Source organism: Algoriphagus kandeliae (assembly GCF_004571135.1).
GTDB lineage: Bacteria > Bacteroidota > Bacteroidia > Cytophagales > Cyclobacteriaceae > Algoriphagus > Algoriphagus kandeliae.
In genome coordinates this window covers 18,554-41,668 of sequence record NZ_SPSB01000003.1, presented here as the reverse complement: position 1 = coordinate 41,668, position 23,115 = coordinate 18,554, and the positions used below count along the sequence as shown (strand labels likewise).

Below are 23,115 nucleotides of genomic sequence, written 5' to 3'. Positions count from 1 at the left end.
GCTACAAATTAGAAATTTGATCGATAACCTGCTGTTCTACCAAATTTGGAAGCGTAACTTTTAATCCAGGGCTTCGCTCCATTTCCCGCTGGATTGCCTCCAGAGATCCTGAATTTCTTGCCCATGCCCTTCGTGCGATTCCATTGTTTACGTCATAGAAAAGCATTAATTCCAAACGCTTTTGTGCTTCTGAAGTACCGTCTAGTACCATTCCAAAACCTCCATTGATCACTTCACCCCAGCCAACTCCACCACCATTGTGAATAGAAACCCATGTAGCGCCTCTGAAACTATCTCCAATCACATTTTGGATGGCCATATCAGCAGTAAATCTGCTTCCATCATAAATATTGCTTGTCTCCCGATAAGGAGAATCTGTGCCACTTACATCGTGATGATCTCGTCCCAAAACAATAGGGGCTGAGATTTCTCCTGAGGCAATTGCTTTGTTAAAAGCTTTCGCAATTTTTATTCTTCCCTCTGCATCGGCGTAGAGAATTCTTGCTTGAGACCCTACCACCAATTGGTTTTTCTCTGCCTCTTCAATCCAAGTAATATTGTCTTGCATCTGCTGTTGGATCGAGGAAGGGGAATGGGATTTGATTTTCCGTAGGACATTTGCAGCGATTTGATCTGTTTTTCTTAGATCTTCCGGTTTTCCTGAAGTACATACCCAGCGAAAAGGACCAAAACCAAAATCAAAACACATAGGCCCCAAAATATCCTGCACGTAGCTTGGGTAGCGGAAATCGATTCCATTTTCTGCCATTACATCTGCCCCAGCTCGAGAAGCTTCTAATAGAAAGGCATTTCCGTAATCGAAGAAATAGGTTCCCTTTGCTGTATGGCGATTGATAGCAGCAGCATGACGGCGAAGGGATTCCTGAACAGCTTGTTTAAACTGCTCTGGGTTTTCAGCCATCATCTGATTGGATTCATCAAAGGAAAGACCTACAGGGTAATATCCTCCAGCCCATGGATTGTGTAATGAAGTCTGGTCCGAACCCAATTCTACAAAAATCCCCTCCTCATCAAATCGCTCCCAAACATCCACTATATTTCCCAAGTAGGCTATAGAAACAACTTCCTCCTTGGATTTTGCTTCCTTAACTCGGTTGACTAGGCCGTTTAAATCTTCAATCAATTCGTCTACCCATCCTTGTTGATGTCTTTTCAATGCGGCAGATGGGTTGACTTCTGCGCAGACGGTGATGCAATCTGCAATATTCCCGGCCTTTGGCTGAGCTCCACTCATCCCACCCAATCCAGCTGTCAGAAAAATTTTTCCTTTAGGACTTTCTCCTGGATTCAATTTTTTCCGAAAGGCATTCATGACCGTAATCGTAGTCCCATGAACAATGCCTTGAGGGCCAATATACATATAGGAACCAGCAGTCATTTGTCCATATTGGGTGACTCCAAGGGCATTGAATCGCTCCCAATCATCAGGTTTTGAATAGTTAGGAATCATCATGCCATTGGTGACAATCACTCTTGGCGCAATAGGAGACGATGGGAAAAGCCCCATGGGATGGCCCGAATACATATGGAGCGTTTGTTCCTCAGTCATTTCAGACAAATACTTCATTGTAATTAGATACTGAGCCCAGTTTTGAAATACAGCCCCATTCCCACCATAGGTGATTAATTCTTCAGGGTGTTGGGCCACGGCTGGATCCAAGTTATTTTGGATCATTAGCATAATCGCTGCTGCCTGTTTGGATTTTGCCGGATACTCTTGAATTGGGCGAGCATACATCGAGTAATCCGGTATAAATCGATACATATAGATCCGACCATACGCATGCAATTCGTCTACGAATTCCCTTGCCAATTCTTCATGCCATTTAGCAGGGAAATATCGTAAGGCGTTAATTATTGCCAGTTTTTTCTCCTCAGCAGATAAAATATCTTTTCTCTTAGGGGCATGAGAAAGGTTTGGATTCCGTCCCTTTTTTGGTGGAAGAGTTGATGGTATTCCTTGTATGATTTGGTCTTGAAAAGTCATGCTCGTTTTGTTATTTGACTAGAGTGCTGGCGATTTAGTCTTTCGATTTTCCAGTTACTTTTTTACCTGATTTCCAGACCATTTCCGGTTTCAATTTTCCTTGTTGGTAAAGAATTTCTCGATAATCAGAGGTGGGGAATAACACAAAATCAGCAAGTTGGCCTGCAGCTAATCTTCCTCGATCCTGCAATCCTAAAGCCGCCGCCGCACGGAAGGTGATACCCGCGAAAACTTCTGCAGTGCCGAGCTTTTCAAAAGTTGCCAATATGCTTGCCTGAGTTAATAAATCTCCCATCGGAGCCGAACCCGGATTCCAGTCTGAAGCAATGGCTAAGCTTCCTCCCCGATCCAAGATTTTTCTGGCAGGGGTGAAGCCACATCCCAAACCCAGACTCGCGCCTGGTAAAGCAACTGAAATTGTATTTGATTTGGCCAATAATTCAATTTCTTTTTCTCCCGAAGCTTCCAAATGGTCCGCTGAAATTGCTCCTAGTTTTACAGCAAGTGCTGAGCCCCCAACGGAAAATTGATCGGCATGAACTGTAATATCGAATCCCAATTCCTTAGCTTTTTGGAAATAGGGGATTACCTCCTCCGGTGAAAAAGCAGATTTTTCCACAAAGGCATCCACCCGCTTACAAAGCATTTGTTTCTGTAGAAGAGGTAGAAGTTTTTCTGTAATTTCTTTGATGTATTCCTCTTTGCTGCCTTCCCAGTCTTTCGGAAGAGTGTGGGCGGCCAAACAAGTTGGAATCAAGTCTGCAGCTATTCGATTGTTGGCTTTTTGGATGGCACTGAGCATTTTTATTTCCTCCGAAATAGAAAGTCCATAGCCACTTTTTACCTCAATGGTGGTAACTCCCTCCGCAAGATGTCGCTCTGCCCTAGATTGAGTGACTTTTGCCAAATCGTTTGCCGATAAGGCTCTTGTTTCTTTTACGGTATCCCAAATTCCGCCTCCCGATTCTGCGATTTCCAAATAGCTTTTTCCTTCATTTCGCATAGCAAAATCCTTCGCCCTGCTTCCTCCAAAACAGATGTGGGTATGGCAATCGACCAATCCCGGAAGAGCTACATAATTTCCCTCAATGTATTTTCTGGCGGTTTCATTCCAATCAACTTTCTTTCGAAGGCTCTCATAACTTCCAACTTCCAGGATTTGATCATCCTTAATCCATATTCCTGCATGAGGTATTATTTCCAATTGTTCATCAGAAATAGCTCCTTTTAACGGCAGGTTATTTAAGGTGATTAATTGAGAAATCGGTCCGATTAATTGTTGGTTTTTCATGGCTCAGCTTTAATTAAAAATCAAATTTTTCTGTCCAAGGCGTCTGGTAAGGAAGGTTTTTTTCTTTTGCCAGGCTATTAGCAAGCTTGACCAACTCACCATTTTGAATTAGTTGAATTGCTTCCTCCATATCTTCAGACATGATTCTATCCTCTGTGATAGGTTGGATGCGTGATCTTACAAATTCATAAATTTTTTGAAGAATTGGCCCTGATTTTAAAGGTTGATGAAAATCCATCGCCTGAACAGCATAAAAAAGCTCGATTCCCAGGATTTTCTCTACATTTTCTAATACCCGCAGTGCCTTCCTTCCTCCAATACTCCCCATACTGACATGATCTTCTTGTCCCAAAGAAGTGGGGATAGAGTCTGCTGAAGCTGGAAAACAGAGGCTTTTATTTTCTGATGCCAAAGCTGCGGTGGTGTACTGAGGTATCATCAACCCTGAATTTAGGCCAGTTTCTTTAAGCAATAATTTCGGTACACCCGGGGTATCGCCTTCGATGGATAGATAAATTCGACGGTCTGAAATATTTCCGATTTCAGAAATGGCTAAACAGGCATAGTCAAATGTTAATGCAATGGGCTGTCCGTGGAAATTACCTCCAGAAATCGTGTGATCCTCTGTGAAAACGACAGGGTTATCAGTCACAGAATTGATTTCAATTTCGAGGGTTTCCTTCAAGTGCAGCCAAGCATTCCAACTAGCACCATGTACTTGAGGAATGCATCGAAGGGAATAAGGGTCTTGAACTCGAGTGCAGTTTAAATGAGAAACTACGATTTCAGAACCGACCAATAAATTGGCTATAGTTTGTGCAACGTGCTGGTTTCCTGCAAATGGTCGTAGCTTATGGAGATCGGAGGAGAAAGGTTTGGCAGAGCCCATCAATCCTTCAATCATCAAGGCCCCGGTAAGGGATGCATTATTCAGAAGGTTATGAAACTTTTCTACAATTCGAACACCATGGGCTGCCATAAATTGGGTTCCGTTAATCAAGGCCAATCCTTCCTTGGGCCCCAATGCTAAAGCAGTCTTATTGAATTGGCGAAGTACTTTCTCAGTAGCATGTATTTTTCCTTCAAAATAAACTTTTCCATGTCCGATTAAAGGGAGAAATAAATGGGAGAGTGGAGCCAAATCTCCTGAGGCACCTACGGATCCTTGGCTGGGAACGAGAGGGATGATTTCATGTTCGAGCATCCAATGAATCCGCTCCAAAGTTTCTAATCGAACTCCAGAAAATCCCTGAGCTAATGCATGGATTTTTAAAACCATCATCAACTTACTGATTTCCTGATCAATTGGATCACCTACGCCTACTGCATGACTTTTTAGCAAGTTTTCTTGCAAGGTAGTGGTTTGCTCAGGAGAAATGATGCTAGTACATAGCGGACCAAAGCCAGTATTGATTCCATAAACCGCTTTATCTCCTTGAGCAATTTTAGCTACTGCCTCTGAAGAATTTTTAACCTTTTCTATTGTTTCAGGGCTAAAATCACCCCGTATTTCTTTTCTGGCTAGTTTTAAAGCGATGGATGCAGTTAAATGATCTTGGCCGTAATAAAATGTATTCATCAGTGTATATGGAAGGAAATACTTTTTCTATTTTGTTGATTTTCAAGGATTTGGATTGATCCTCAGTCCTCATCAAAGATAGAGTTTTACATTGATGCTTTTTGATACTATTTTTATCAATAATTAATAATCTGTAGTTATCAATGGAACTTCGACATTTACACTATTTCCAAGCTGTGGCAGAGGAATTGAACTATCGAAAAGCAGCTGAGCGCCTCTTTATTTCCCAACCGGGCCTAAGTCGTCAGATCAAGCAATTAGAGCAAGAATTGGGAGTACAACTTTTTGAGCGGGATAAAAAACATGTGGCATGTACTGCTGCAGGGAACTACTTGAAGGAAGAAGTTGCCTTTGTGCTCAACCATCTTGAAAATGTAAAACATCAACTTCAGGAGATTTCGCAGGGGAAAATCGGAGAATTACGAATTGGATTTTTGGGATCTGCCTCTAATCGAGTGATCCCTGATATTCTGAGTCGGTTGAATGCTGAGCAATCATTGATTTCCACCAGTTTGGAGGAATTGAGCAATCAAGTCCAAGTGGAAATGATTCAGAAGGACAAGTTGGATTTGGGCTTCGTTCGATTAGCGACAGTTCCTCAGGATTTGCAGATGAAGGCGGTTTTCAGGGATAGTTTTTCCTTGGTAGTTCCTTCGGAGCATCCGATTCATCCTGATAAATTTGATTCTTTAAGTCAGTTTGCGGAAGAATCATTTATACTTTTTTCTTCAGATTATTCGAATCACTATTATGAACAAATCATGGGGATTTTCCGGGAAGCTGGTTTTAATCCTCGGGTCAAACATAAATCCGTTCATGCCTTGACAATTTTTCGATTGGTAGAAAATGGATTGGGAGTGGCGATTATACCAACCTCCCTCAAAGAGGGATATAATTTGAATGTTCGATTCATGGAGATTCCCGGGATTCCTCAATTCACAGAGCTATCTGTAATTTGGAAACCAACCAATAGAAATCCAGCTTTGAGAAAAGTGCTAGCCTTGATTTGATTGTTTGGAAAAATTTCAAACCGGTGTATTATTCCCTTATTTTAGCTCAAATCAAAGAATGTCGGGTAAATGTCGGGTTAATTCCGCCTCAATTTCGCCCTTTTGCAAATTCATATCTGAGAAATTGCCATGGTTAAATCAAAAAACTATTACAAAATGAAACAACCAGAATTAGGCAAAAAAATCTCTGAGATGAGAAAGGCCAAAGGAATGACCCAAGAAGAGTTGGTCGAAAAGTGTAATCTAAATGTCCGAACCATTCAAAGAATCGAAGCAGGTGAAGTTACGCCAAGGTCTTACACGGTTAAGGCCTTGTTCGAGGCTTTGGGTTTTCAAGGAACTGAATTAGAATTAGGGGATGAAAAAAGGTTTAAAAGCCATTCTTTCATCTATTTAGGAATTGCTGCCGGATTGGTTTATTTCTTCTCATCCATTTTTGAAATTGGATTTGAATTGGAATTTATCGGGGGCAAAGAGGAAATCAGTAGAAATGCTTTTTCAATGATAAAAGTTTTCACTTATCTGGGTCACATCCTTTTTATGCTGGCCTGGCTAAAGCTCGCTCAGTTTTTTTCAAACTCTTTCCTAAAGATTGGTGCTTGGGTGATGATAGCTGCCAATATCGTGTGGTTTTTAGCAGATATTATTGCTTTGCAGACAGATTTGTTAAGTCTAGGAGACTATTATATGGTCAAATTGAGCTCTTTCGGTCTTTTTTATGTCTTATTAGGGATGGCATTTACGGCTTTTAAAAATCGTTTTTCTACCATTCCATTAATCGTTGGAGTTCTTACCATAATTGGCGGAATGCTCATGTTCACTGGTATTGCAGCTTTTTTGAGTTTGATTCCTCTGACTTTAGCAGAAATTGGGCAGATCGGATTGATGATTTATTTGATTACAAAAATCGGGGGTAAGGATACCCCCGAATCTTCTTCTTCGGCATCAGAATTTTAAGATGAATTCCTGAAGATTTTCTGAGCGTTCCAATTGGATTTTTTTACGCAATCTATATCGAGCAATTTCCACCCCTCGAATAGTAATATTCATCAAATTGGCGATTTCCTTCGAAGAAAGATTCATCCTTAGATAGGCGCTCAGCTTGATCTCTTGAGGACTCAAATCAGGATATGCCGTTTTGAATCTACTCATGAAGTCACCATGAACTTCATCGAAGTGCATTTCAAACTGTTCCCAATCCTTATCACCGGCAATATTTTTTTCTATGCTTTGAATGATCTTATTGATTTCGTTTTTGACCTCTTGGTTTTTGCTCTTTTTGATGATGGTGTTCAAATGAGATTTGGTCTGAACGATAAACCCATTCTTATTGATCAAATGCATGGTAGCAGAAGCAAGCTCCTTGTTTTTGCTTTGAATTTCTGATTTGAGCTTTTCTGTTTTGAGGCGCTCAATTTCCTGTTTTGATGTTTTGAGGTCCTTTTCTTTTTGCTGAATGACCTTCGTCTGAGCAGCTTTGATTTGAGCGGCTTCTTTTTTCATCCGCTTATCGAGATACTTGACAAGTAAGTATAAAAGGAGAATACCAAGAATCGTGTAAAGCAAGTAGGCGATTGTGCTTCTGTACCAAGGTGGAAGAACTTTGAAGGAATAGCGATCTTCTTCAGAAATCTCCCCATAAATATTTTTGCTTCGCACATGGAAGGTGTAATTACCCTCTCTTAAATTGGTGTAGGCCTTATCTCTCTTAGTAGTCCATTCTCCATACCCATCTTCCAGTCCTTCCAGCCAAAACTGAAATTGGGTGGTGTTTTCATTGTTTGGAATGGGATTGCTGGCTTCGAATCTCAAATTAGCATGTTGATACGGTATAACTGGAAAATCTTCCCTTGTTTGGGGGTTTTCAATAGTATCGATTCTAAAATAATTTCCCTGAGAAATCAAAGAATCTGAAGCACCGGTCACGTAAACAGACCGGATCAAAGTCGGGTAGGAGATAGAAGGATTAAAGTTTTTATCTAGTTTGTACCATATAAATCCCTCATTAGCAGCAAATAACACTTCGTTAGCTCGGATGAGAGATATTTTCTGAAGATCATCATTTAGGAAAGGTTTGATCTTATTGAATATTTGATAGTTTTTGGTGTAGGTCCCATTGATTTGCTTTTCCAACACACCTACTTCTTTTTCTCCTAAGTAGAAAATATTTCCCAAAGGATCTTCGATTATGCTTGTAGCTAGAAAATCTGGCTCAAAATACCGTTCAAAATTGGGATCCTTTTCGAATTTATCTTGATCCTGATTATAGCGATACAATCCATATTCGGTGGAAAAGACTAGTTCATTATTTAGCTTCCAAACCGAATTCAAAAGTGTAGTGGGTAACCCAGATTCATTTCCATAGTATTGGTAACTGACAGAGTCCAAAGACTCATTCAGTTTTAATCGATAAATGCCCTTATATCCATGAGCCATCCAAATGTCTCCATTGCTATCCTGTTCGATTAAGCGAGAGGATTCATCAAAACCTTTCAGTTTTCGGAGAAACCGAACCGAATTATTTTTGATTTCAAAAAGTAAAATGCCGCTATAACTTCCACTGATGATGAGTTCTGGATGATCTTTTAGAGGCTGGAAATTCCAGATTCCAGTGGGGCCTCCTATGAAGCTTGCCTTTCCGTTTTCGATTAAGAATGCCCCATCATTTTGAGCGGAAAGAAGCTTATTTTGAATTTGGGTGATTTGGTAAACTTGGCCCGTTCCTCCTTCTAAAGGCGTGATTTCGTTGGTGGTATTTGGATCAAATTCTTCTACAAAAAGACCATAATTCGTTCCATAATATATTTTCTGATCTTTCAAGAATGCATCATATCCTGTTCCCGGAAGTCCTGAAAATTGATCTATAAGGCGGAAAGGAAGGCTAAGTTCTAGAAGGGTGATTCCATTATTGTGCCCGATCCAGAGATTTCCCGAAATGTCTTCAAATAGGGATAAAATGGAATTGTTCCTCAACCCATTTTCCTTATTCATTTCTAATAAATTCTCCCCGTTTTGATTAAAAATAAATAGTCCGTGTCGCTGTGTACCAATCGCGATATTTCCATTTTTTAGAAGCTTGGCTTCATTGATTTGAACTCCTTGAGGAAGTTTGGCCAGCCAAGGTCTTATTTCGTTTCCTGCGATTTCGAAAATGCCTTGATTGCGGGAAAAGGCTAGGTGACTGTTATTTGAAAGAGAAATAAATCCCGCCAAAAGCTTATCAGCAAAGAAATCCCCACTCTTTAGAGAAAGGAGATCCTGATTTTCTAAAAAGAGCAACCCGTTTTCTTTTTGGTTTACATAGAGATTGTTATTTGCGAGGTGGAAACTTTCAAAATCCTCCTCTCGATCGATAATTGAAACAAGTTCCTGATTTTTATCAAAAAGAAATAGTTCATCAAAAGTACAGAAGATTACGAGGTCTCTTATAAAATAGATTTTCCATATCTCTTCTAGGTTTTTGCTTGTTTCGGGAAGTTTTTGAGACAAGGAATGGTAGGTGAGATATCCCTTTTGATCAGGCTTAAAAAATCCAAATTCTGCTTGGCCGGACACATAAATGTTGCCAGTTTCATCTATAGCTACGTCTCGAATTTTAGTACTATTCGGTAAGGAATAGCGTCTCCATTCCGATCCATCATATTCCAAAAGTCCAAAATTGTTGGCGACATAAATTAAACCGGAGGTGCTTTGGGTGAAAGCAAAATTTTGAATCCCACCTTGATATTCAATGGTGGAGTAGAATTTTGAAAATGGGAGTCCGGGGGCTTGCGCTACAACTTGCCAGCTATAAACAAAAAATAGAAAACTGATGAGCCATTGTCTCATAGATCAATCAAATTGGGTTCAGGTATTAAATATAATCAGCTTGATGTGGGTCCTATAATTATAAGCAGTGTTTTTTTGAAATAGAAGGGAGGTCTATTTGCTCATGGAGGCCATTTTTTATTTTTCTGATAATTTTTTGTGAAATTGTTTCGGAGTACTTGATGTAGTTTTCTGTAGCTAGATGTTTTGATAGTTTTAAGAATAGATGCATTATGAATTGTATCTTTCTAAGAATGGATTATTAAAAATCGTCTAGTTAAAATTAAAATAGAATTCTCTCGGTGAAATCGGGATGTATAAATTAGACCTAAATGCCTAACCCAAAATACTATGACAAACAGGCAATCCTACACGGTTAGAATTTCTCTAATCGTAGCCCTTGGTGGATTTCTAATGGGCTTTGATGCCTCCGTTATCTCAGGAGTAGTCAAGTTTATTGAGACAGAATTTGACTTGACTAAGTTGGAATTGGGATGGTCTGTGGCCTCCCTTACTTTGACAGCTACTTTAGCTATGATCGTATCCGGGCCTTTGAGTGATCGCTATGGTAGGCGAAAAGTTCTACAGTTAGCCGCTATTCTGTATGCGGTAAGTGCGTTTGGTTCTGCCATAGCTCCGGATTTTTTGACTTTAGTGATTGCACGTATGATAGGAGGCTTCGGTGTGGGAGCATCCTTGATTTTGGCTCCTATGTATATTGCTGAAATCGCCCCGCCTGCCATGAGAGGAAGGTTGGTTTCCTTCAATCAATTGAATATTGTGATCGGTATCTCTGTCGCATTTTTCACCAATTATCTGATTTTGCAATTAGGAGATTCTCAATCTGATTGGGCTTTAGCTTTGGGTTTTGAAAAGTGGAACTGGAGATGGATGCTAGGGCTAGAATTTTTACCTGCCGTCTTGTTTTATATAGGATTATTTTTTGTCCCCAAAAGTCCGCGTTGGTTGGTAATGAAAGGTCAGACCGATCAAGCTTTGTTGATAATGAATCAATTCACTGATTTGGAAGATTCTCAAAAACAAATCAACGATGCGATTCGAAGCATTCATGAGGAAAAGGATAAGGAAAAGGTCAAACTGACCGAATTTTTCAAACCTGCCTATCGATTGGTGCTGATTATCGGGGTAGTGGTCGCAATCCTTCAGCAAATCACCGGAATCAATTCTGTCTTTTTTTATGCTCCTATGATTTTTGAGCAATCGGGAATCGGGACAGATGCTTCCTTTATTCAAGCAATTCTGGTTGGTCTGACCAATTTGGTATTTACGGTATTGGCCATTTTGTTCATTGATAGATTAGGGAGGAAACCTTTGTTATTGTTCGGCCTCGCAGGGATCGCTGTTTGTATGGGATTATTGGCTTATGGCTTTGGCGATGCGACCTATCAACTTACTGCCGATTCTGTGAAAAACCTTCCTCAAGAGATTAATCAAGAAAGCTTGGTGCCAATGATCGGAAATGTATTCGATGACGATGTAAGTTTCAAGGAAGCGATTAGAGAAAGCTTGGGAGAAAAAGATGCCCTGACCTTTGAATCGAATTTGATCACGGCAGCTATACAAATGAATCCAACACTGATCCTTGTAGGGATATTAGGTTTTGTAGCCTCTTTTGCCATTTCAATAGGTCCTGTGATGTGGGTGTTGTTTTCTGAACTTTTCCCAATCAAAATCAAAGGAGCGGCTATTTCCTTTGTGGGCTTTATCAATTCATTGATCAGTTATTTGGTTCAGCAGTTTTTCCCTTGGCAATTGGATACAATGGGGATAAGCAACACCTTCATGATCTATGGACTCTTTGCAGCGGTAGGATTCTTCTTTGTGATATGGATGGTGCCCGAAACCAAAAACAAGTCTTTGGAAGAACTTGAGGCAATTTTGATTAAAAAATAATTCAAGTAGGATATAAGGAATGCCTTAATCAATGAAAAGCAAAGTAGTTTGGATTGATTTCCCTAAGATCAATTCAGCCCAAAGAAAAGAATTACTCAATATTCTCAAAAAGAATAGAGATTATTGGTTTTTCAGATAATTCAAAATCTCTGCCTTTACAGATTTTAGGATTTCGGCATTTTTGGAACTTTCGGTTTCGATTTCCAGAATTTTTGGTTTGCTACTTGGCTCATAAAAGTCTTTTAATGCTCGTTCCAATTCAGGAAAGCTTTTGGCAAAGGAATACTGAAACTCATGTTCCTCTGCCAAAAACTTAGCAGTCAGAGCCTGATGAGTTTCAAAATATTCTTCAAGCTCTGGCTGTTCTTTTGGACCTTCGATTAATCTGAAAATACCGCCTGCATGATTGTTTAGAAGGATAATTCTAAGATTTGGCGTTTCGTAATTATTCCAAAAAGCATTTCTATCATAAAAGAATGCCAAATCCCCGGTTATAATCGTGACAAATTCAGAAGTGGTCAGGGCGCAACCAACTGCCGTGCTATTAGTTCCATCTATCCCACTCGTACCTCTGTTGCAGATGATTTCTTGACTTCGCTTGCCTAAAAAATTTACATACCTCACTGCCATGGAATTGGCAAGGTGAATTTTTGACGAAGTAGGAATTAAGGGAAGAATTTTATGTAAAACAGGATATTCTCCAAAGTCTGTAGATTCCAATGTTGTTGGTAGCTTTTCTTGAACTTTCTTCTCAAAATTCTGCCAGCTTTCCAAGTAGTCTTTATTTTGAGAGGGTAGATTTTCCACCAACCAATTCAAGAAATAAGCTGGCTCACAATCCAATATTTTATTCAAGTGCTGAAATGTGTCCTTGACTCCTTCGTGAGCTTGGATATGCCAATGAGATACCTGCTGATTTCGAAGAAATAGTTTCAGAGACTTTGAAATCAATGATTTCCCAAAAGTGATTACCAGATCTGGTTTGAGCTTTTCATTTATGCTTGAATTTCCTAACCAATGATCATGGAAAGTAATGCTTCCTTCCACCTGAAGGTTTGAAATGCAATCCGAAACAACTACGGTATTTTTCTTCTGAATCAGTTGTTCCAATGCAAATTGATAAGATGGATTTGGTTTTTGTTGGCCGGGAACGATTAAGATTCTACTGAAATCAGTCAGACTCTTTTGAAGCCTTTGAAGTGAATTTTCAGAAAGTTGTTTTATCCCTCTTTCTTGATCAAATACATGTAATTCGGAAGATGGAATTAATCCCTCGCCTTTCTTCGGATAAAAAGGTTCGCGTAGGGGAATATTGATATGTATAGGTCCTTGAGGACCACTCTTGGAGAGATTAATTGCCTCATTGACGATGCGATGTGCGTACCACAATTGGTCATTTGTCTCGAAACTGTCCGGGAATTGGAAAAACTTTTTAACATGTTTGCCATATACCTCTGGCTGGAAAATCGTCTGACCATCCCATTGGTCTATCCACTCCGGCGGTCTGTCTGCTGTTAGAATTAGAAGAGGTGCCTCCTGAAAATAAGCTTCAGCGATTGCCGGAAAATAATTCAATGCTGCCGAACCTGAGGTACAAACCAATACAACGGGTTCCTCCAACTGTTGAGCCATTCCCAAGGCAACAAATGCCGCTGAGCGTTCATCTGAAATTGTTCGAGTTGTAATTTCCGGATGCCTTGCAAAGGCGATGGTCAATGGGGCACAACGGGAGCCAGGTGATAAAATGGCATTTTTGACACCCTTTTTTGCACAAATGGCAACTAAATCAACGATTGCTTGAATGCTCACAGTTGTGGCTTTTGAATAAACTTACCGATAATATTGCATTTCAGCTCAGTTTCTTCCCATTCCTTTTCTGGGTCGGAATCTTCTGTAACTCCTGCCCCTGCATAGAGAGTGATAAACTGATCTGAAAAAGAGGCGGTACGCAGATTAACAAAAATGGATGTTTTCTTCTCGATGTTTACCGGACCAATAAACCCTGCAAAAAACTTCCTATCAAAGCCTTCATAATTTTTGAGGAAATCGTGGGCTTCCTTTCTTGGCATACCGCATACTGCGGAAGTTGGGTGAAGCAGCTGGAGCATTACAGATCCAAGCTGTGGAAAATTAGTTTCCTTCATATTCACCCGAAAATCCGAACGTAGGTGTAGAAGATTTCCTGCCAAGACAGTTTTTGGACCATGCTCCTCGTATTCCCGCAGTCGAATTTTCTTAAAGCAGTCCACAATATAGCGGCTTACTAATGCCTGCTCCTCGATTTCTTTTTGGGTCCAAGCGGCTGCTTTCAAAGGATTTTCACCCTTCGCGGCCTGAGTTCCGGCTAAGGACATGGTATAAAACCAATCCTCCTTCGTTTCAATCAAAATTTCTGGACTGGCACCCATCCAAGTTCCGATGCCTGGAAGATGGAAGAAATTCACAAATGAGTTAGGGTAAGACTTGAGAAGGCTTAATAGGCTTTTGGCTAGATCAAAATCCTCCGGAATAGGAAGAATTTTGGTTCGTGCTGGTACCACCTTTTCCAAATAACCTTCTTGGATAGCAGAAATGCTTTTTTCGACTAAGTCCAGGAAATTTGACTTGGATGTTCCGTCATGTTCTGATGAACTTGTTTGTGGATTTTCCAGATTAAATGCTTGAACAATTTCCTTTTTGTCCAAAGTTTGACTGAATTGATGCATCCAATCCGGAAGTTGGATAGGCTCGTCTTTTTGCTCCAAAGGAATTTTGAAATATTCCTTAGCTTCTATGAAAAAGGCTTTTTGATCTTCCTGATCTTCAAAAGGGTGGATGATAAATCCAGCTTTCGATTCCTCTAGGTTTAAGTCAACTCTTCTGACCTCTTTTTGGTCATCAAAGGTCAATTCCAACTCAGAGGAATGCGGTTTCCGCCAAAGGGCAAATGAACCCCCAAACTGGAAGCCTGCAGAGAGAATTCGCTGCAAGGTCTCATATTGTGAAAGTGATTTGGCTTCTAGTGATTCGATCATTTTTTATCCAAAATCGCCATCGTTATTCTGCTGACACAGCAGAGGGATTCATTTTCGTTATAAATTTTAATTTCCCAAACTTGAGTACTTCTTCCTGCATGGACAGGTGAGACTACTCCTTTGACCAAACCTGAGCGCACTGATTTTAGGTGGTTGGCATTAATCTCCAACCCTACACAGGTTTGTTTTGTTGGATCAATTGTCAAAGAAGCCGCAACACTTCCCAAAGTCTCCGCAAGTACTACATTTGCTCCCCCGTGTAACAAGCCCATGGGTTGTTTGGTTCTGTCATCCACTGGCATAGTAGCCGTCAAGGAATCGTCTCCGATATCAGTAAATTTAATTCCAAGATGACTGACCATTGTTCCCTCGCTGCTTTTGTTTAATTGTTCTAGGGAAGGCTTTGATTGAAAAATCATGAATATTTTTGGGAATTGTTTTTATTTGAGCTTGGACAAAAATATAGAAAATGCTTCGAAAAAAAATTTATTTAGTAAGGCACGGACAAACTGACTTTAATCTAAGAGGGGTAGTGCAGGGGAGTGGTATAGATGCCCCAATAAATGAGAAAGGCAGAGCCCAGGCTCAGGCTTTTTTTGAAGCATACCAGCATGTAGAATTTGACCAGATTTACCACACAGCCCTTATTCGGACCCGGCAATCCATTGAAAAATTCATAGCCAAGGGAACACCCACCGAGGCTTTGGCCGAGCTGAATGAGATTTCATGGGGTGAATATGAAGGCACTCCTATGACTCCCCAAGAAAACGAATACTATAAGCACATGCTTCACCAATGGCAAATGGGAAATTTGGACTATGCGATTGCAGGTGGCGAAAGTCCTAATCAAGTGGCTGTTCGGATGAGACGTGGAATAGAGAAGATTTTAAAGGGTCCGGGAGAAACTGTCCTTGTCTGCATGCATGGTAGAGCTATGCGTATTTTTCTCAGCATCATTTTCAAGTATGATTTGAGATACATGGATCAATTCGAACACAGCAACTTGTGTCTGTATCTAATCGAGCAAGTAGGGGATGAAACTTTTGTTTTGCGAAAAGGAAATGATAGAGCCCACCTTAAAGAGCTGTAGATTCTTTTTTCTCTTTTTTGTGATTTTCGGCTTCATGAAGACTCAAGTAGCTATTGAGTAAAGCCTTATTTTCTGTTAGGTCAAAAAGTCGAAATGCGATTTGCTGTAATTGGATGGATTCCTCCTTGTTGATTTGGATTAAAAAATCTCCTAAAAAGCATTCATCAAAATCACAAGCAGGGATCTCAATCAGAAGCGCCAATTCAGAGTTTCCTTCATAGATTTTTGTGTCATAGTAGGAAAATTGAGCTTCAATCGATTTTAAATTTATATTATTTTGCTTTAGCTCCTGGGACTTAAAAAGGATCAAAAAGGTCTTAGCAGTTGGATTTTCAGCAAAAACCTGAAAATTGATCAAGGAAAATAAGATGATTGCCAAAATCCTGCCCATGCATTCAATATAGGAATTATATGCTAGGGAAAACAGGTTTAGATCAAAAAATAAACCCCAACAAAATTGCTGGGGTTTGTATTTGTTTAAGCTTTCGCTGTTCGCTTCTTTTTTGGCTTTTCTTCTACTACTTCATCTTCCACACCTGCCAAGATTCTACCACAGTGTTCGCAGACGATTAGTTTTTTCTTCTCTCGAATATCTGCTTGTCTTTGTGGTGGTACTGTGTTGAAACATCCGCCACACGCTCCTCTTTTAACCATTACAACTGCCAAACCGTTTCTGGCATTTGCTCTGATCTTTTCATAGGACTTATACAAGCGCTCTTCCACCTTCTTGATGGCCTTTTCACGATCAGCTCTTAGTTTTGCTTCTTCAGCTTCACTTTCAGCTACGATGGTAGAAAGTTCATCTTTTTTAAGATCCAGATCCTTTTGGCGGTCGTCCATTACTGCCTTCAAGTCATCCAAGTCCAACTTCTTCTGGTCAATTTTTGCACCAGCTTCAGCGATTTTCTTTTTGGCAACTTGGATTTCTAAATCCTGAAGTTCCAATTCTTTAGTGATCGCGTCATATTCCCGATTGTTCCGAACATTCATTTGCTGATCTTGATACTTCTTGATCAGTTTTTCGGAATCTTTGATGCTTTCTTTTAGGTTTTTGATATCCTCTTCGTAGGATTCAATTTCCTTTTGAAATTTATCAAGACGGGTTTCGTAGCCAGCTATTTCATCTTCAAGGTCTTGAACTTCCTCAGGAAGGGCTCCTCTGACTTTGACGATGGCGTCAAGCTTAGAATCTATCTGCTGTAAATTGAAAATAGCGTCGAGTTTTTGTGCTACTGTACTTTCCATGTACTATCTGTAGGATGTGGGATTTGTAACTACTTTTGTCAAATAGAGTGCAATATTAGGAAAATTTTGCGACAATAAATCCGCTAGCAATTCTTTTGTGAAAATTTCACTTTCATAATGCCCAATATCGCATAAAATCAATCTTCCTTCTGCATCAAAAAACTCATGGTATTTCACATCGGCTGTGACAAAGGCATCTGCCCCTTGACGTTTGGCATCATTCAGTAAAAAAATCCCTGCACCTCCACACACGGCGACTTTTTGGACTTTTTTACCTCTCAAAGCAGTATGCTTCACGATGTGGAGATTCATTTTCTCTTTCAAATAATCCAAGAAGTCCAGTTCATCAATAGAATCAGGCAATTCACCAATCATACCGGCACCGACCTCTTGATTTTCATTTTCTAGTTCTTGTAGGTAATAAGCTACTTCCTCGTAAGGATGAACTTTTTTCATGGCCTGTAAAATTGCACCGCTCAAGTGCTTGGGCAAAATCACTTCGGCTCTAACCTCAGATTCATAGGAAGGAACGCCTCGTTGTCCCAAATGAGGGTTGGAAGATTCAGAAGGGGTAAAAGTTCCCATGCCCTTGATTTGAAATGAACAGTCTTTGTATTCTCCGATTTGACCTGCTCCTGCTGAATAAACAGCATCAAGGACATCTTGCTTATTTTCCTCAGGAACAAAAAATGTCAACTTGTTTAAAAGCCCTTTTTTGGGTTGTAAAATTCGGGTATTTGTAAGACCAAGTCGATCACAAATCTGCTTATTTACCCCATGAGCTACATGATCGAGATTGGTGTGAATAGCGAAAATAGCAATATCATGTTTGATAGCTTTGATTACCGTTCGTTCGACATAATTTTTACCAGTTAGGCTTTTTAGACCACGGAATACGATCGGATGGTGAGCCACAATCAAATTAGCTCCCAAATGAATTGCTTCTTCTACAACTTCCTCCGTACAATCCAGAGAGCAGAGAACGCCTTTTACCTCCAAATTAGGATCTCCTGTGATTAATGTGGCGTTATCATAGGATTCTTGGTAAGCAGGTGGAGCGATTTGGTTTAAGTATGAAATGATATCCCGAATCTTGTATTCCATAGTTTTTTAGTTTCTTTGATCAAAAATAAGAATTCTGGCGTATGCGCTTTCTGCTTTTTCTTCTCTTTCCTTTTGCCGGGCTATATGATCTGGTGACTTGGGTGCGGAATGTGCTGTTTGATCTCAGAATTCTTCCAAGCCAAAAATCAGAAATCCCCACGATTTCTGTCGGAAACCTGCGAGTAGGGGGAACAGGAAAAACTCCCATGGTTGAATATCTAATACGACTTTTAAAAATTGATTATTCCTTAGCAACCCTTTCTAGAGGATATGGGAGAAAAACAAAGGGGTATTTGAAGGCAGGTTCTTCAAGTTCAGCTAGCCAAATTGGAGATGAACCCTTTCAGATTTATGAGAAATTTGGTGAGGAAGTCGGAGTTTATGTGTCTGAAAAAAGAGTTTTGGGTATAGAGAAAATTAGAGAGAATGCTCAAAAACCTGACTTGATTATTTTGGATGATGCTTTTCAGCATCGGTATTTAACTCCGGATTTTTCTATTCTTTTGACCACTTGGCAACAGCCGTTTTTTAGGGATTATGTACTTCCTGTGGGTCGATTACGGGAAAATAGAAAGGGAGCCAAAAGAGCGGATTTAGTGATTGTGACAAAATCACCATCTAGGAGATCAAAGCAGGAAGAAGAAAACTATATCCATCAAATTCGAAAATACACCCAACCAAATACTTCTGTTTTTTTCGCTAGTCTGAAATACGGAGTTCCCAAATCCCTTTCTGACAAATCAGATTTTCAAAAAAACGTGATCCTGTTTACTGGCTTAGCGGATCCAAGTAGTATGATTGAGTATTGTCAGGAGAAATTTACTCTTTTGACTTCCCGTCATTTTCCAGATCATCATGAATACACAGATCGGGATTTTCAAAGTCTTCAAGAATTGGCAAGGAGCTACAGTTCCGAGAATCCGGTTTTTTTGACTACGGAGAAAGATGGGGTAAAAGTTAAATCCCTACTTCCCAAAGGATTTTTGGGAGAATTTCCGATTTTTGTCCTCCCGATAGAGGCAAAGCTGAATCCTGAAAACGAGGAAGAATTAAAAAATCTTATCCAGCGTAAAATCTTTGGGAAAAGTACTGAGCGGTGAATAAATATCTGATTGGAATTTGTGTATTGATTTTTTTGGGGATTGGTCATCAATCCTTTGCGCAGCGTCCCTTACCGCAAAACGGCCGACAGGTTCAAAACCCTAATCAGCGTGTTCAGCGTGAGGCCTTGCAGCAAGCTTCAGAAGAAGAATTGGAAAATGGGGGAAGGAGAACCTTGTTGGATGACTCCACCAGAATGGTTTTTGGACCTACAACAGCCCTATTTTTCTTTGAGAAAGACATCAAGCGAAATAGTTTGACCCTTTATCCGCAGGATACGTCTTTGACTAATTTTCATAATTACGATCCTGTAGCAAAAGGAGGTTGGAAATACCAGGATTTGGGTAATATAGGGTCAGCTGCTCAACCGATTTTTTATGAAATCCCAGATATAATTGGGACAAGGTCTGGATTTCATGCGTATGATATTTATTACCATTCTCCAGAGACGAGGAAGTACTTCGATACCAAGTCTCCTTTTACCAATATGTCCGCATTTTTTGGTGGAGGAAACCGAAATATGCTGGATATCGAATTTGCACGAAATGTGAATTCCAGATGGAATGTGGGATTTGAATTTCATACCATAAAGGCTCGAAAAACTTTGAATCCGAATGCTCGGGATGACAATATGGTGGAGCAAACCTCTTATTCCTTTCACACCAATTATCGCTCGGAAAATGGGAGGTATTGGCTTCTGGGCAATTTTTCACGGATGAAACATCTCGTCAATGAAATTGGCGGAATTATTCCCCCAGAGGTAGATTCCAATTCGGTTTATTTCACCTATGAAGATGCTAAGGTTTGGCTTCGGAATAGCCAAGTGCGGGATTTAAGACAGGATTATCATGTCTACCACGAATATAAAGTGAAGGATGGTCTTCAGATTTACCATGTCTTTGATCGGAAGAAGCAAGAGGTGAATTTTGATGCTTTGCTTAATACCACGGATTCACTTTTCTACCCTTCCACTCGTTTTGTAAATCCTGATACCACAACCAATTCCAACAATTTTGCGGAATGGCGAAATGAGTTTGGTTTCAAGGGGACTTTTGGAGGTTTTTATTACAATGTTTTTGCAAAGCTTCGAAACGGGAGGATGAGAAACCCGAATTTTGAAGAAAATGCTGCGTTTAATGAAGTATTTGTTGGTGGGGAGCTGATTGGGAAAATATCCGAAAAATGGTCCATCAGTGCTGAAGGAGAATATTTGCTTCCCGGGGCTTTTAAAATCCATGGAGTTTTTCAATCCCCATGGCTAGATGCCGAGTACACCAAAGCCCTGTATAAGCCCACTTCTGTTCAGCAGCAGTTTTTTGGAAACCATTTCATTTGGAACAATGATTTTAACAATACCGGAGTAGATCAGATCAAGGGAACGTTAAAAATTGATTTTGGTAAAATCAAAATTCGTCCTTCACTGACTATAAATCGGGTAAATAATTATGTGTTTTTCAATGAAGAGCGCATTCCTGAGCAGGCAGAGGGAGAAGCCTACATGCTGATGCCTGGAATTCTTTCATCTATACGAATTGGAAAAAAATTCCAGTGGGATGCGGAGGTGACTTTTACTTCAGTTTCAGGAGATGCGGCAGATGCGTTTCGAATTCCTGAAGTTTTTGCAAATACCCGTTTTTATTTTGACAGTCCAGCCTTTAATGACAATGTGTTTGTGCAATTAGGCCTGGATGTGAGGTACCATTCCAGCTTTTTTGCGGATGCCTATTGGCCATCCCATCAGCAGTTTTATTTGCAAAACAGATTCGATGTATACGCCTATCCGGTGGTAGATGTATTTTTGAATTTTCGTATCAACCGAACTCGGGTTTTGCTGAAATACAACCACTTGAATGCTGGTCTGATGAATCAGGAGGGATACTTTGTAACTCCTGATTATACAGGAGTAAAATCATTCATTGATCTTGGAATTACTTGGTATTTATTTGATTAAATATGAGTTGGGAAGAAAGTACAAGACAGAAAATGCTACACCTCAAATTGCCGACCGACCCAAGATGGGTTGGGATTGCCGAGATGCAAATTGAGGATATCTTGGTAGACCATGCATATTGCGAGCAGAAAGCGGCTTCATCCTGTATCAGCTTGATTGTGCGATATAGTGATTTAGATTACTTGGTTGATACTTTGACTCCGATAGTAGCTGAAGAGTGGGGGCACTTTGAAAGGGTCATGGATCAGCTGCGAAAGCGTGGGATGAAGTTTGGCAAGCAGCGGAAGGATGAGTATGTAGCCAAACTCAATGATTTTGTAAAAAAAGGCGGAAGTAGAATGGAGCAATTGACAGAGTATCTGCTCATGAATGCCTTAATCGAAGCGAGAAGTTGTGAACGCTTCAAACTTCTTTCTAAAAATATTCAGGATGAGGAGCTACAAAAGTTCTACTATGAATTAATGATTTCTGAAGCGGGACATTATGTGACCTTTATTGATATGGCCCGTAAATATCATGATCCAGAGAAAGTAAATAAAAGATGGCAGGAATGGCTCGAATATGAAGCTGAAGTACTGAAGAATATGGAGTTACGGGGAGATCGTATGCATTGATTTTGATTGATGTATCTGGTTTTCTTCAAACAGGATTATTTTGATTATACTTATGGTTTGGGAATCGATGATTTCCTTAAATCTGTTTTAAAAACGGACATTTTATGAATTTGATCGAAAATATGCGGGAGGCCGTGAAGTCCATTCAGGTCAATATCCTGCGAACTATTTTAACTGGTGCGATTATCGCCATTGGAATTTCCTCGCTGGTTGGAATGCTTACTGCTATTGATGGGATAAAGGCTCAAATAGCTGAAAGTTTCTCCGGCTTGGGGGCTAATTCTTTTGATATCCGAAGTAGAGGTTTTTCAGGAGGGCGAGCTATTCAGGAAGGGAAAGAAGAAAAATCTTACCCTCCGATCAAATACAAAGAACTTCAGGATTTTAAGAGTGAGTTTGGAGCTTTTGGAATATCAACAGTTTTTGTCCGTGTAACGGGTTCAGCAGAAGTGAAGCGAGGTTCGAAAACAAGTGATCCTAATGTTCGGGTTTTGGGAGGAGATGATAATTATATGGGAATCAAGGCAATAGACTTGAAGGCTGGAAGAAATTTTTCAAGTACAGAGGTTCGCTATGGCAATAATGTCTGCATCATCGGCGAGGAAATTCAGGAAATATTATTTGAATCCAATGAAGATCCCCTTTCCCAAAAAATCACCATTTATGGAAGACCTTACACGGTTGTAGGCATTTTGGAAGAGCAAGGTGGGGTCGGAGCTGATCAGGGGGCAGATAGACAAATTATTATCCCGGTTGAAAATGCAGCTAGATTGGATACCCGGGGAACTTTCCGCTATCAGGCAACAGCCGTTGCATCAGGTCCTGATCGAATAGATTATGAAATGGGGCAGGCAATTGGAATCATGCGCAAAATCCGCCAAGATCGAGTTACAGAAGAGGATTCCTTTGAATTAACAAAAAGTGAGTCAGTTGCAGAAAGCTTGGAAGAAGTGGCAGGTTACTTACGAATTGGAGGCTTTGGAATTGGCTTTATTACCCTTCTTGGTGCTTCTATCGGCTTGATGAATATTATGCTGGTTTCTGTGACGGAGCGTACTAGAGAGATTGGAATCCGAAAAGCATTGGGCGCAACTCCTTTGAGAATACGTCAGCAGTTTTTAATGGAAGCCATCATGATCTGTATTCTAGGAGGACTTTTTGGAGTGATCTTGGGAATTGCAATAGGAAACGTAATCGCCAACATCATAGGTCCAGGAGGGTTCTTGGTTCCTTGGTTATGGATGTTTATCGCCTTTATAATTTGTGTGGTTGTTGGATTGCTTTCAGGTTATTTCCCGGCATTTAAAGCCAGTAAATTAGATCCTATCGAATCCTTGAGATATGAATAAAAAAAAGCGCTGAATTTAATTTCAGCGCTTTTTTTTTA

18 protein-coding genes are annotated in these 23,115 nt (G+C 40.1%); 8 read left to right on the top strand and 10 right to left on the bottom strand.

Annotated elements, in window-relative coordinates:
* Position 1: 1 nt before the first annotated feature.
* Genes E4S40_RS08800 through hutH form a run of 3 tightly spaced genes read right to left on the bottom strand, consistent with a single transcriptional unit; the run spans position 2 to position 4,878 of the window.
* Positions 2 to 2,008, bottom strand: a complete 2,007-nt coding sequence (locus E4S40_RS08800; RefSeq protein WP_135073162.1) for a urocanate hydratase — start codon at positions 2,006 to 2,008, stop codon at positions 2 to 4.
* 34 nt (positions 2,009 to 2,042) lie between these two features.
* The gene (hutI, locus tag E4S40_RS08795; RefSeq protein WP_135073160.1) at positions 2,043 to 3,299 is read right to left on the bottom strand and encodes an imidazolonepropionase; all 1,257 of its coding nucleotides are present in this window, start codon (positions 3,297 to 3,299) and stop codon (positions 2,043 to 2,045) included.
* Positions 3,300 to 3,312: 13 nt separating this feature from the next.
* Positions 3,313 to 4,878 carry a histidine ammonia-lyase gene (gene hutH / locus E4S40_RS08790; RefSeq protein ID WP_135073158.1) on the bottom strand — a complete coding sequence of 522 codons (1,566 nt, stop codon included), beginning with the start codon at positions 4,876 to 4,878 and terminating at the stop codon, positions 3,313 to 3,315.
* A gap of 143 nt (positions 4,879 to 5,021) precedes the next feature.
* On the opposite strand from hutH, the gene E4S40_RS08785 reads away from it, so the two are divergent.
* Together E4S40_RS08785 and E4S40_RS08780 are read left to right on the top strand one after the other, a co-directional pair.
* The gene (locus tag E4S40_RS08785) at positions 5,022 to 5,888 is read left to right on the top strand and encodes a LysR family transcriptional regulator (RefSeq protein WP_135073156.1); all 867 of its coding nucleotides are present in this window, start codon (positions 5,022 to 5,024) and stop codon (positions 5,886 to 5,888) included.
* Between the two features lie 156 nt (positions 5,889 to 6,044).
* Positions 6,045 to 6,845 (top strand): helix-turn-helix domain-containing protein, encoded by an 801-nt coding sequence (locus tag E4S40_RS08780; protein WP_161971787.1) that lies wholly within the window; start codon positions 6,045 to 6,047, stop codon positions 6,843 to 6,845.
* Here the strand turns inward: E4S40_RS08780 and E4S40_RS08775 are convergent.
* Entirely contained in the window at positions 6,834 to 9,716 is a 2,883-nt protein-coding gene (locus E4S40_RS08775) for a ligand-binding sensor domain-containing protein (RefSeq protein WP_135073152.1), read from the bottom strand. The two genes, E4S40_RS08780 and E4S40_RS08775, sit on opposite strands and share 12 nt — an antisense overlap.
* Positions 9,717 to 10,046: 330 nt before the next feature.
* Between E4S40_RS08775 and E4S40_RS08770 the strand changes: the two genes are divergently transcribed.
* The gene (locus tag E4S40_RS08770) at positions 10,047 to 11,609 is read left to right on the top strand and encodes a sugar porter family MFS transporter (RefSeq protein WP_135073150.1); all 1,563 of its coding nucleotides are present in this window, start codon (positions 10,047 to 10,049) and stop codon (positions 11,607 to 11,609) included.
* A 120-nt stretch (positions 11,610 to 11,729) separates the two neighbouring features.
* Here the strand turns inward: E4S40_RS08770 and menD are convergent, their stop codons facing one another.
* Genes menD through E4S40_RS08755 form a run of 3 tightly spaced genes read right to left on the bottom strand, consistent with a single transcriptional unit; the run spans position 11,730 to position 15,042 of the window.
* On the bottom strand, positions 11,730 to 13,418 hold the full coding sequence (menD, locus tag E4S40_RS08765; protein ID WP_135073148.1) for a 2-succinyl-5-enolpyruvyl-6-hydroxy-3-cyclohexene-1-carboxylic-acid synthase: 1,689 nt from the start codon (positions 13,416 to 13,418) through the stop codon (positions 11,730 to 11,732).
* Complete coding sequence (locus E4S40_RS08760; protein ID WP_135073146.1) at positions 13,415 to 14,623, bottom strand: chorismate-binding protein; 1,209 nt, start codon at positions 14,621 to 14,623, stop codon at positions 13,415 to 13,417. Before E4S40_RS08760 ends, menD begins: the two co-directional genes overlap by 4 nt.
* Positions 14,620 to 15,042 carry a hotdog fold thioesterase gene (locus E4S40_RS08755; RefSeq protein WP_135073144.1) on the bottom strand — a complete coding sequence of 141 codons (423 nt, stop codon included), beginning with the start codon at positions 15,040 to 15,042 and terminating at the stop codon, positions 14,620 to 14,622. Before E4S40_RS08755 ends, E4S40_RS08760 begins: the two co-directional genes overlap by 4 nt.
* Before the next feature lie 50 nt (positions 15,043 to 15,092).
* Between E4S40_RS08755 and E4S40_RS08750 the strand changes: the two genes are divergently transcribed.
* On the top strand, positions 15,093 to 15,713 hold the full coding sequence (locus tag E4S40_RS08750) for a histidine phosphatase family protein (RefSeq protein WP_135073142.1): 621 nt from the start codon (positions 15,093 to 15,095) through the stop codon (positions 15,711 to 15,713).
* Here E4S40_RS08750 and E4S40_RS08745 read toward each other — a convergent pair.
* The 3 genes from E4S40_RS08745 to E4S40_RS08735 all read right to left on the bottom strand — a co-directional run bounded on the left by E4S40_RS08745 (position 15,700) and on the right by E4S40_RS08735 (position 18,062).
* Positions 15,700 to 16,104: a hypothetical protein gene (locus E4S40_RS08745; protein WP_135073140.1), complete on the bottom strand. Its 405-nt coding sequence runs from the start codon at positions 16,102 to 16,104 to the stop codon at positions 15,700 to 15,702. The two genes, E4S40_RS08750 and E4S40_RS08745, sit on opposite strands and share 14 nt — an antisense overlap.
* A gap of 86 nt (positions 16,105 to 16,190) precedes the next feature.
* Positions 16,191 to 16,958: a zinc ribbon domain-containing protein gene (locus E4S40_RS08740; RefSeq protein ID WP_135073138.1), complete on the bottom strand. Its 768-nt coding sequence runs from the start codon at positions 16,956 to 16,958 to the stop codon at positions 16,191 to 16,193.
* 3 nt (positions 16,959 to 16,961) lie between these two features.
* Positions 16,962 to 18,062, bottom strand: a complete 1,101-nt coding sequence (locus E4S40_RS08735) for a Nif3-like dinuclear metal center hexameric protein (RefSeq protein WP_135073136.1) — start codon at positions 18,060 to 18,062, stop codon at positions 16,962 to 16,964.
* A 41-nt stretch (positions 18,063 to 18,103) separates the two neighbouring features.
* Between E4S40_RS08735 and lpxK the strand changes: the two genes are divergently transcribed.
* The 4 genes from lpxK (at position 18,104) to E4S40_RS08715 (ending at position 23,077) form a co-directional block, all read left to right on the top strand.
* Positions 18,104 to 19,162: a tetraacyldisaccharide 4'-kinase gene (gene lpxK, locus E4S40_RS08730; RefSeq protein WP_135073134.1), complete on the top strand. Its 1,059-nt coding sequence runs from the start codon at positions 18,104 to 18,106 to the stop codon at positions 19,160 to 19,162.
* Entirely contained in the window at positions 19,159 to 21,114 is a 1,956-nt protein-coding gene (locus E4S40_RS08725; RefSeq protein ID WP_237563157.1) for a putative porin, read from the top strand. The genes lpxK and E4S40_RS08725 overlap by 4 nt, the downstream gene beginning before the upstream one ends.
* A gap of 2 nt (positions 21,115 to 21,116) precedes the next feature.
* Positions 21,117 to 21,728 (top strand): tRNA-(ms[2]io[6]A)-hydroxylase, encoded by a 612-nt coding sequence (gene miaE, locus E4S40_RS08720; protein ID WP_202615353.1) that lies wholly within the window; start codon positions 21,117 to 21,119, stop codon positions 21,726 to 21,728.
* A 104-nt stretch (positions 21,729 to 21,832) separates the two neighbouring features.
* Positions 21,833 to 23,077 (top strand): ABC transporter permease, encoded by a 1,245-nt coding sequence (locus E4S40_RS08715; RefSeq protein WP_135073132.1) that lies wholly within the window; start codon positions 21,833 to 21,835, stop codon positions 23,075 to 23,077.
* Positions 23,078 to 23,115: the final 38 nt, after the last annotated feature.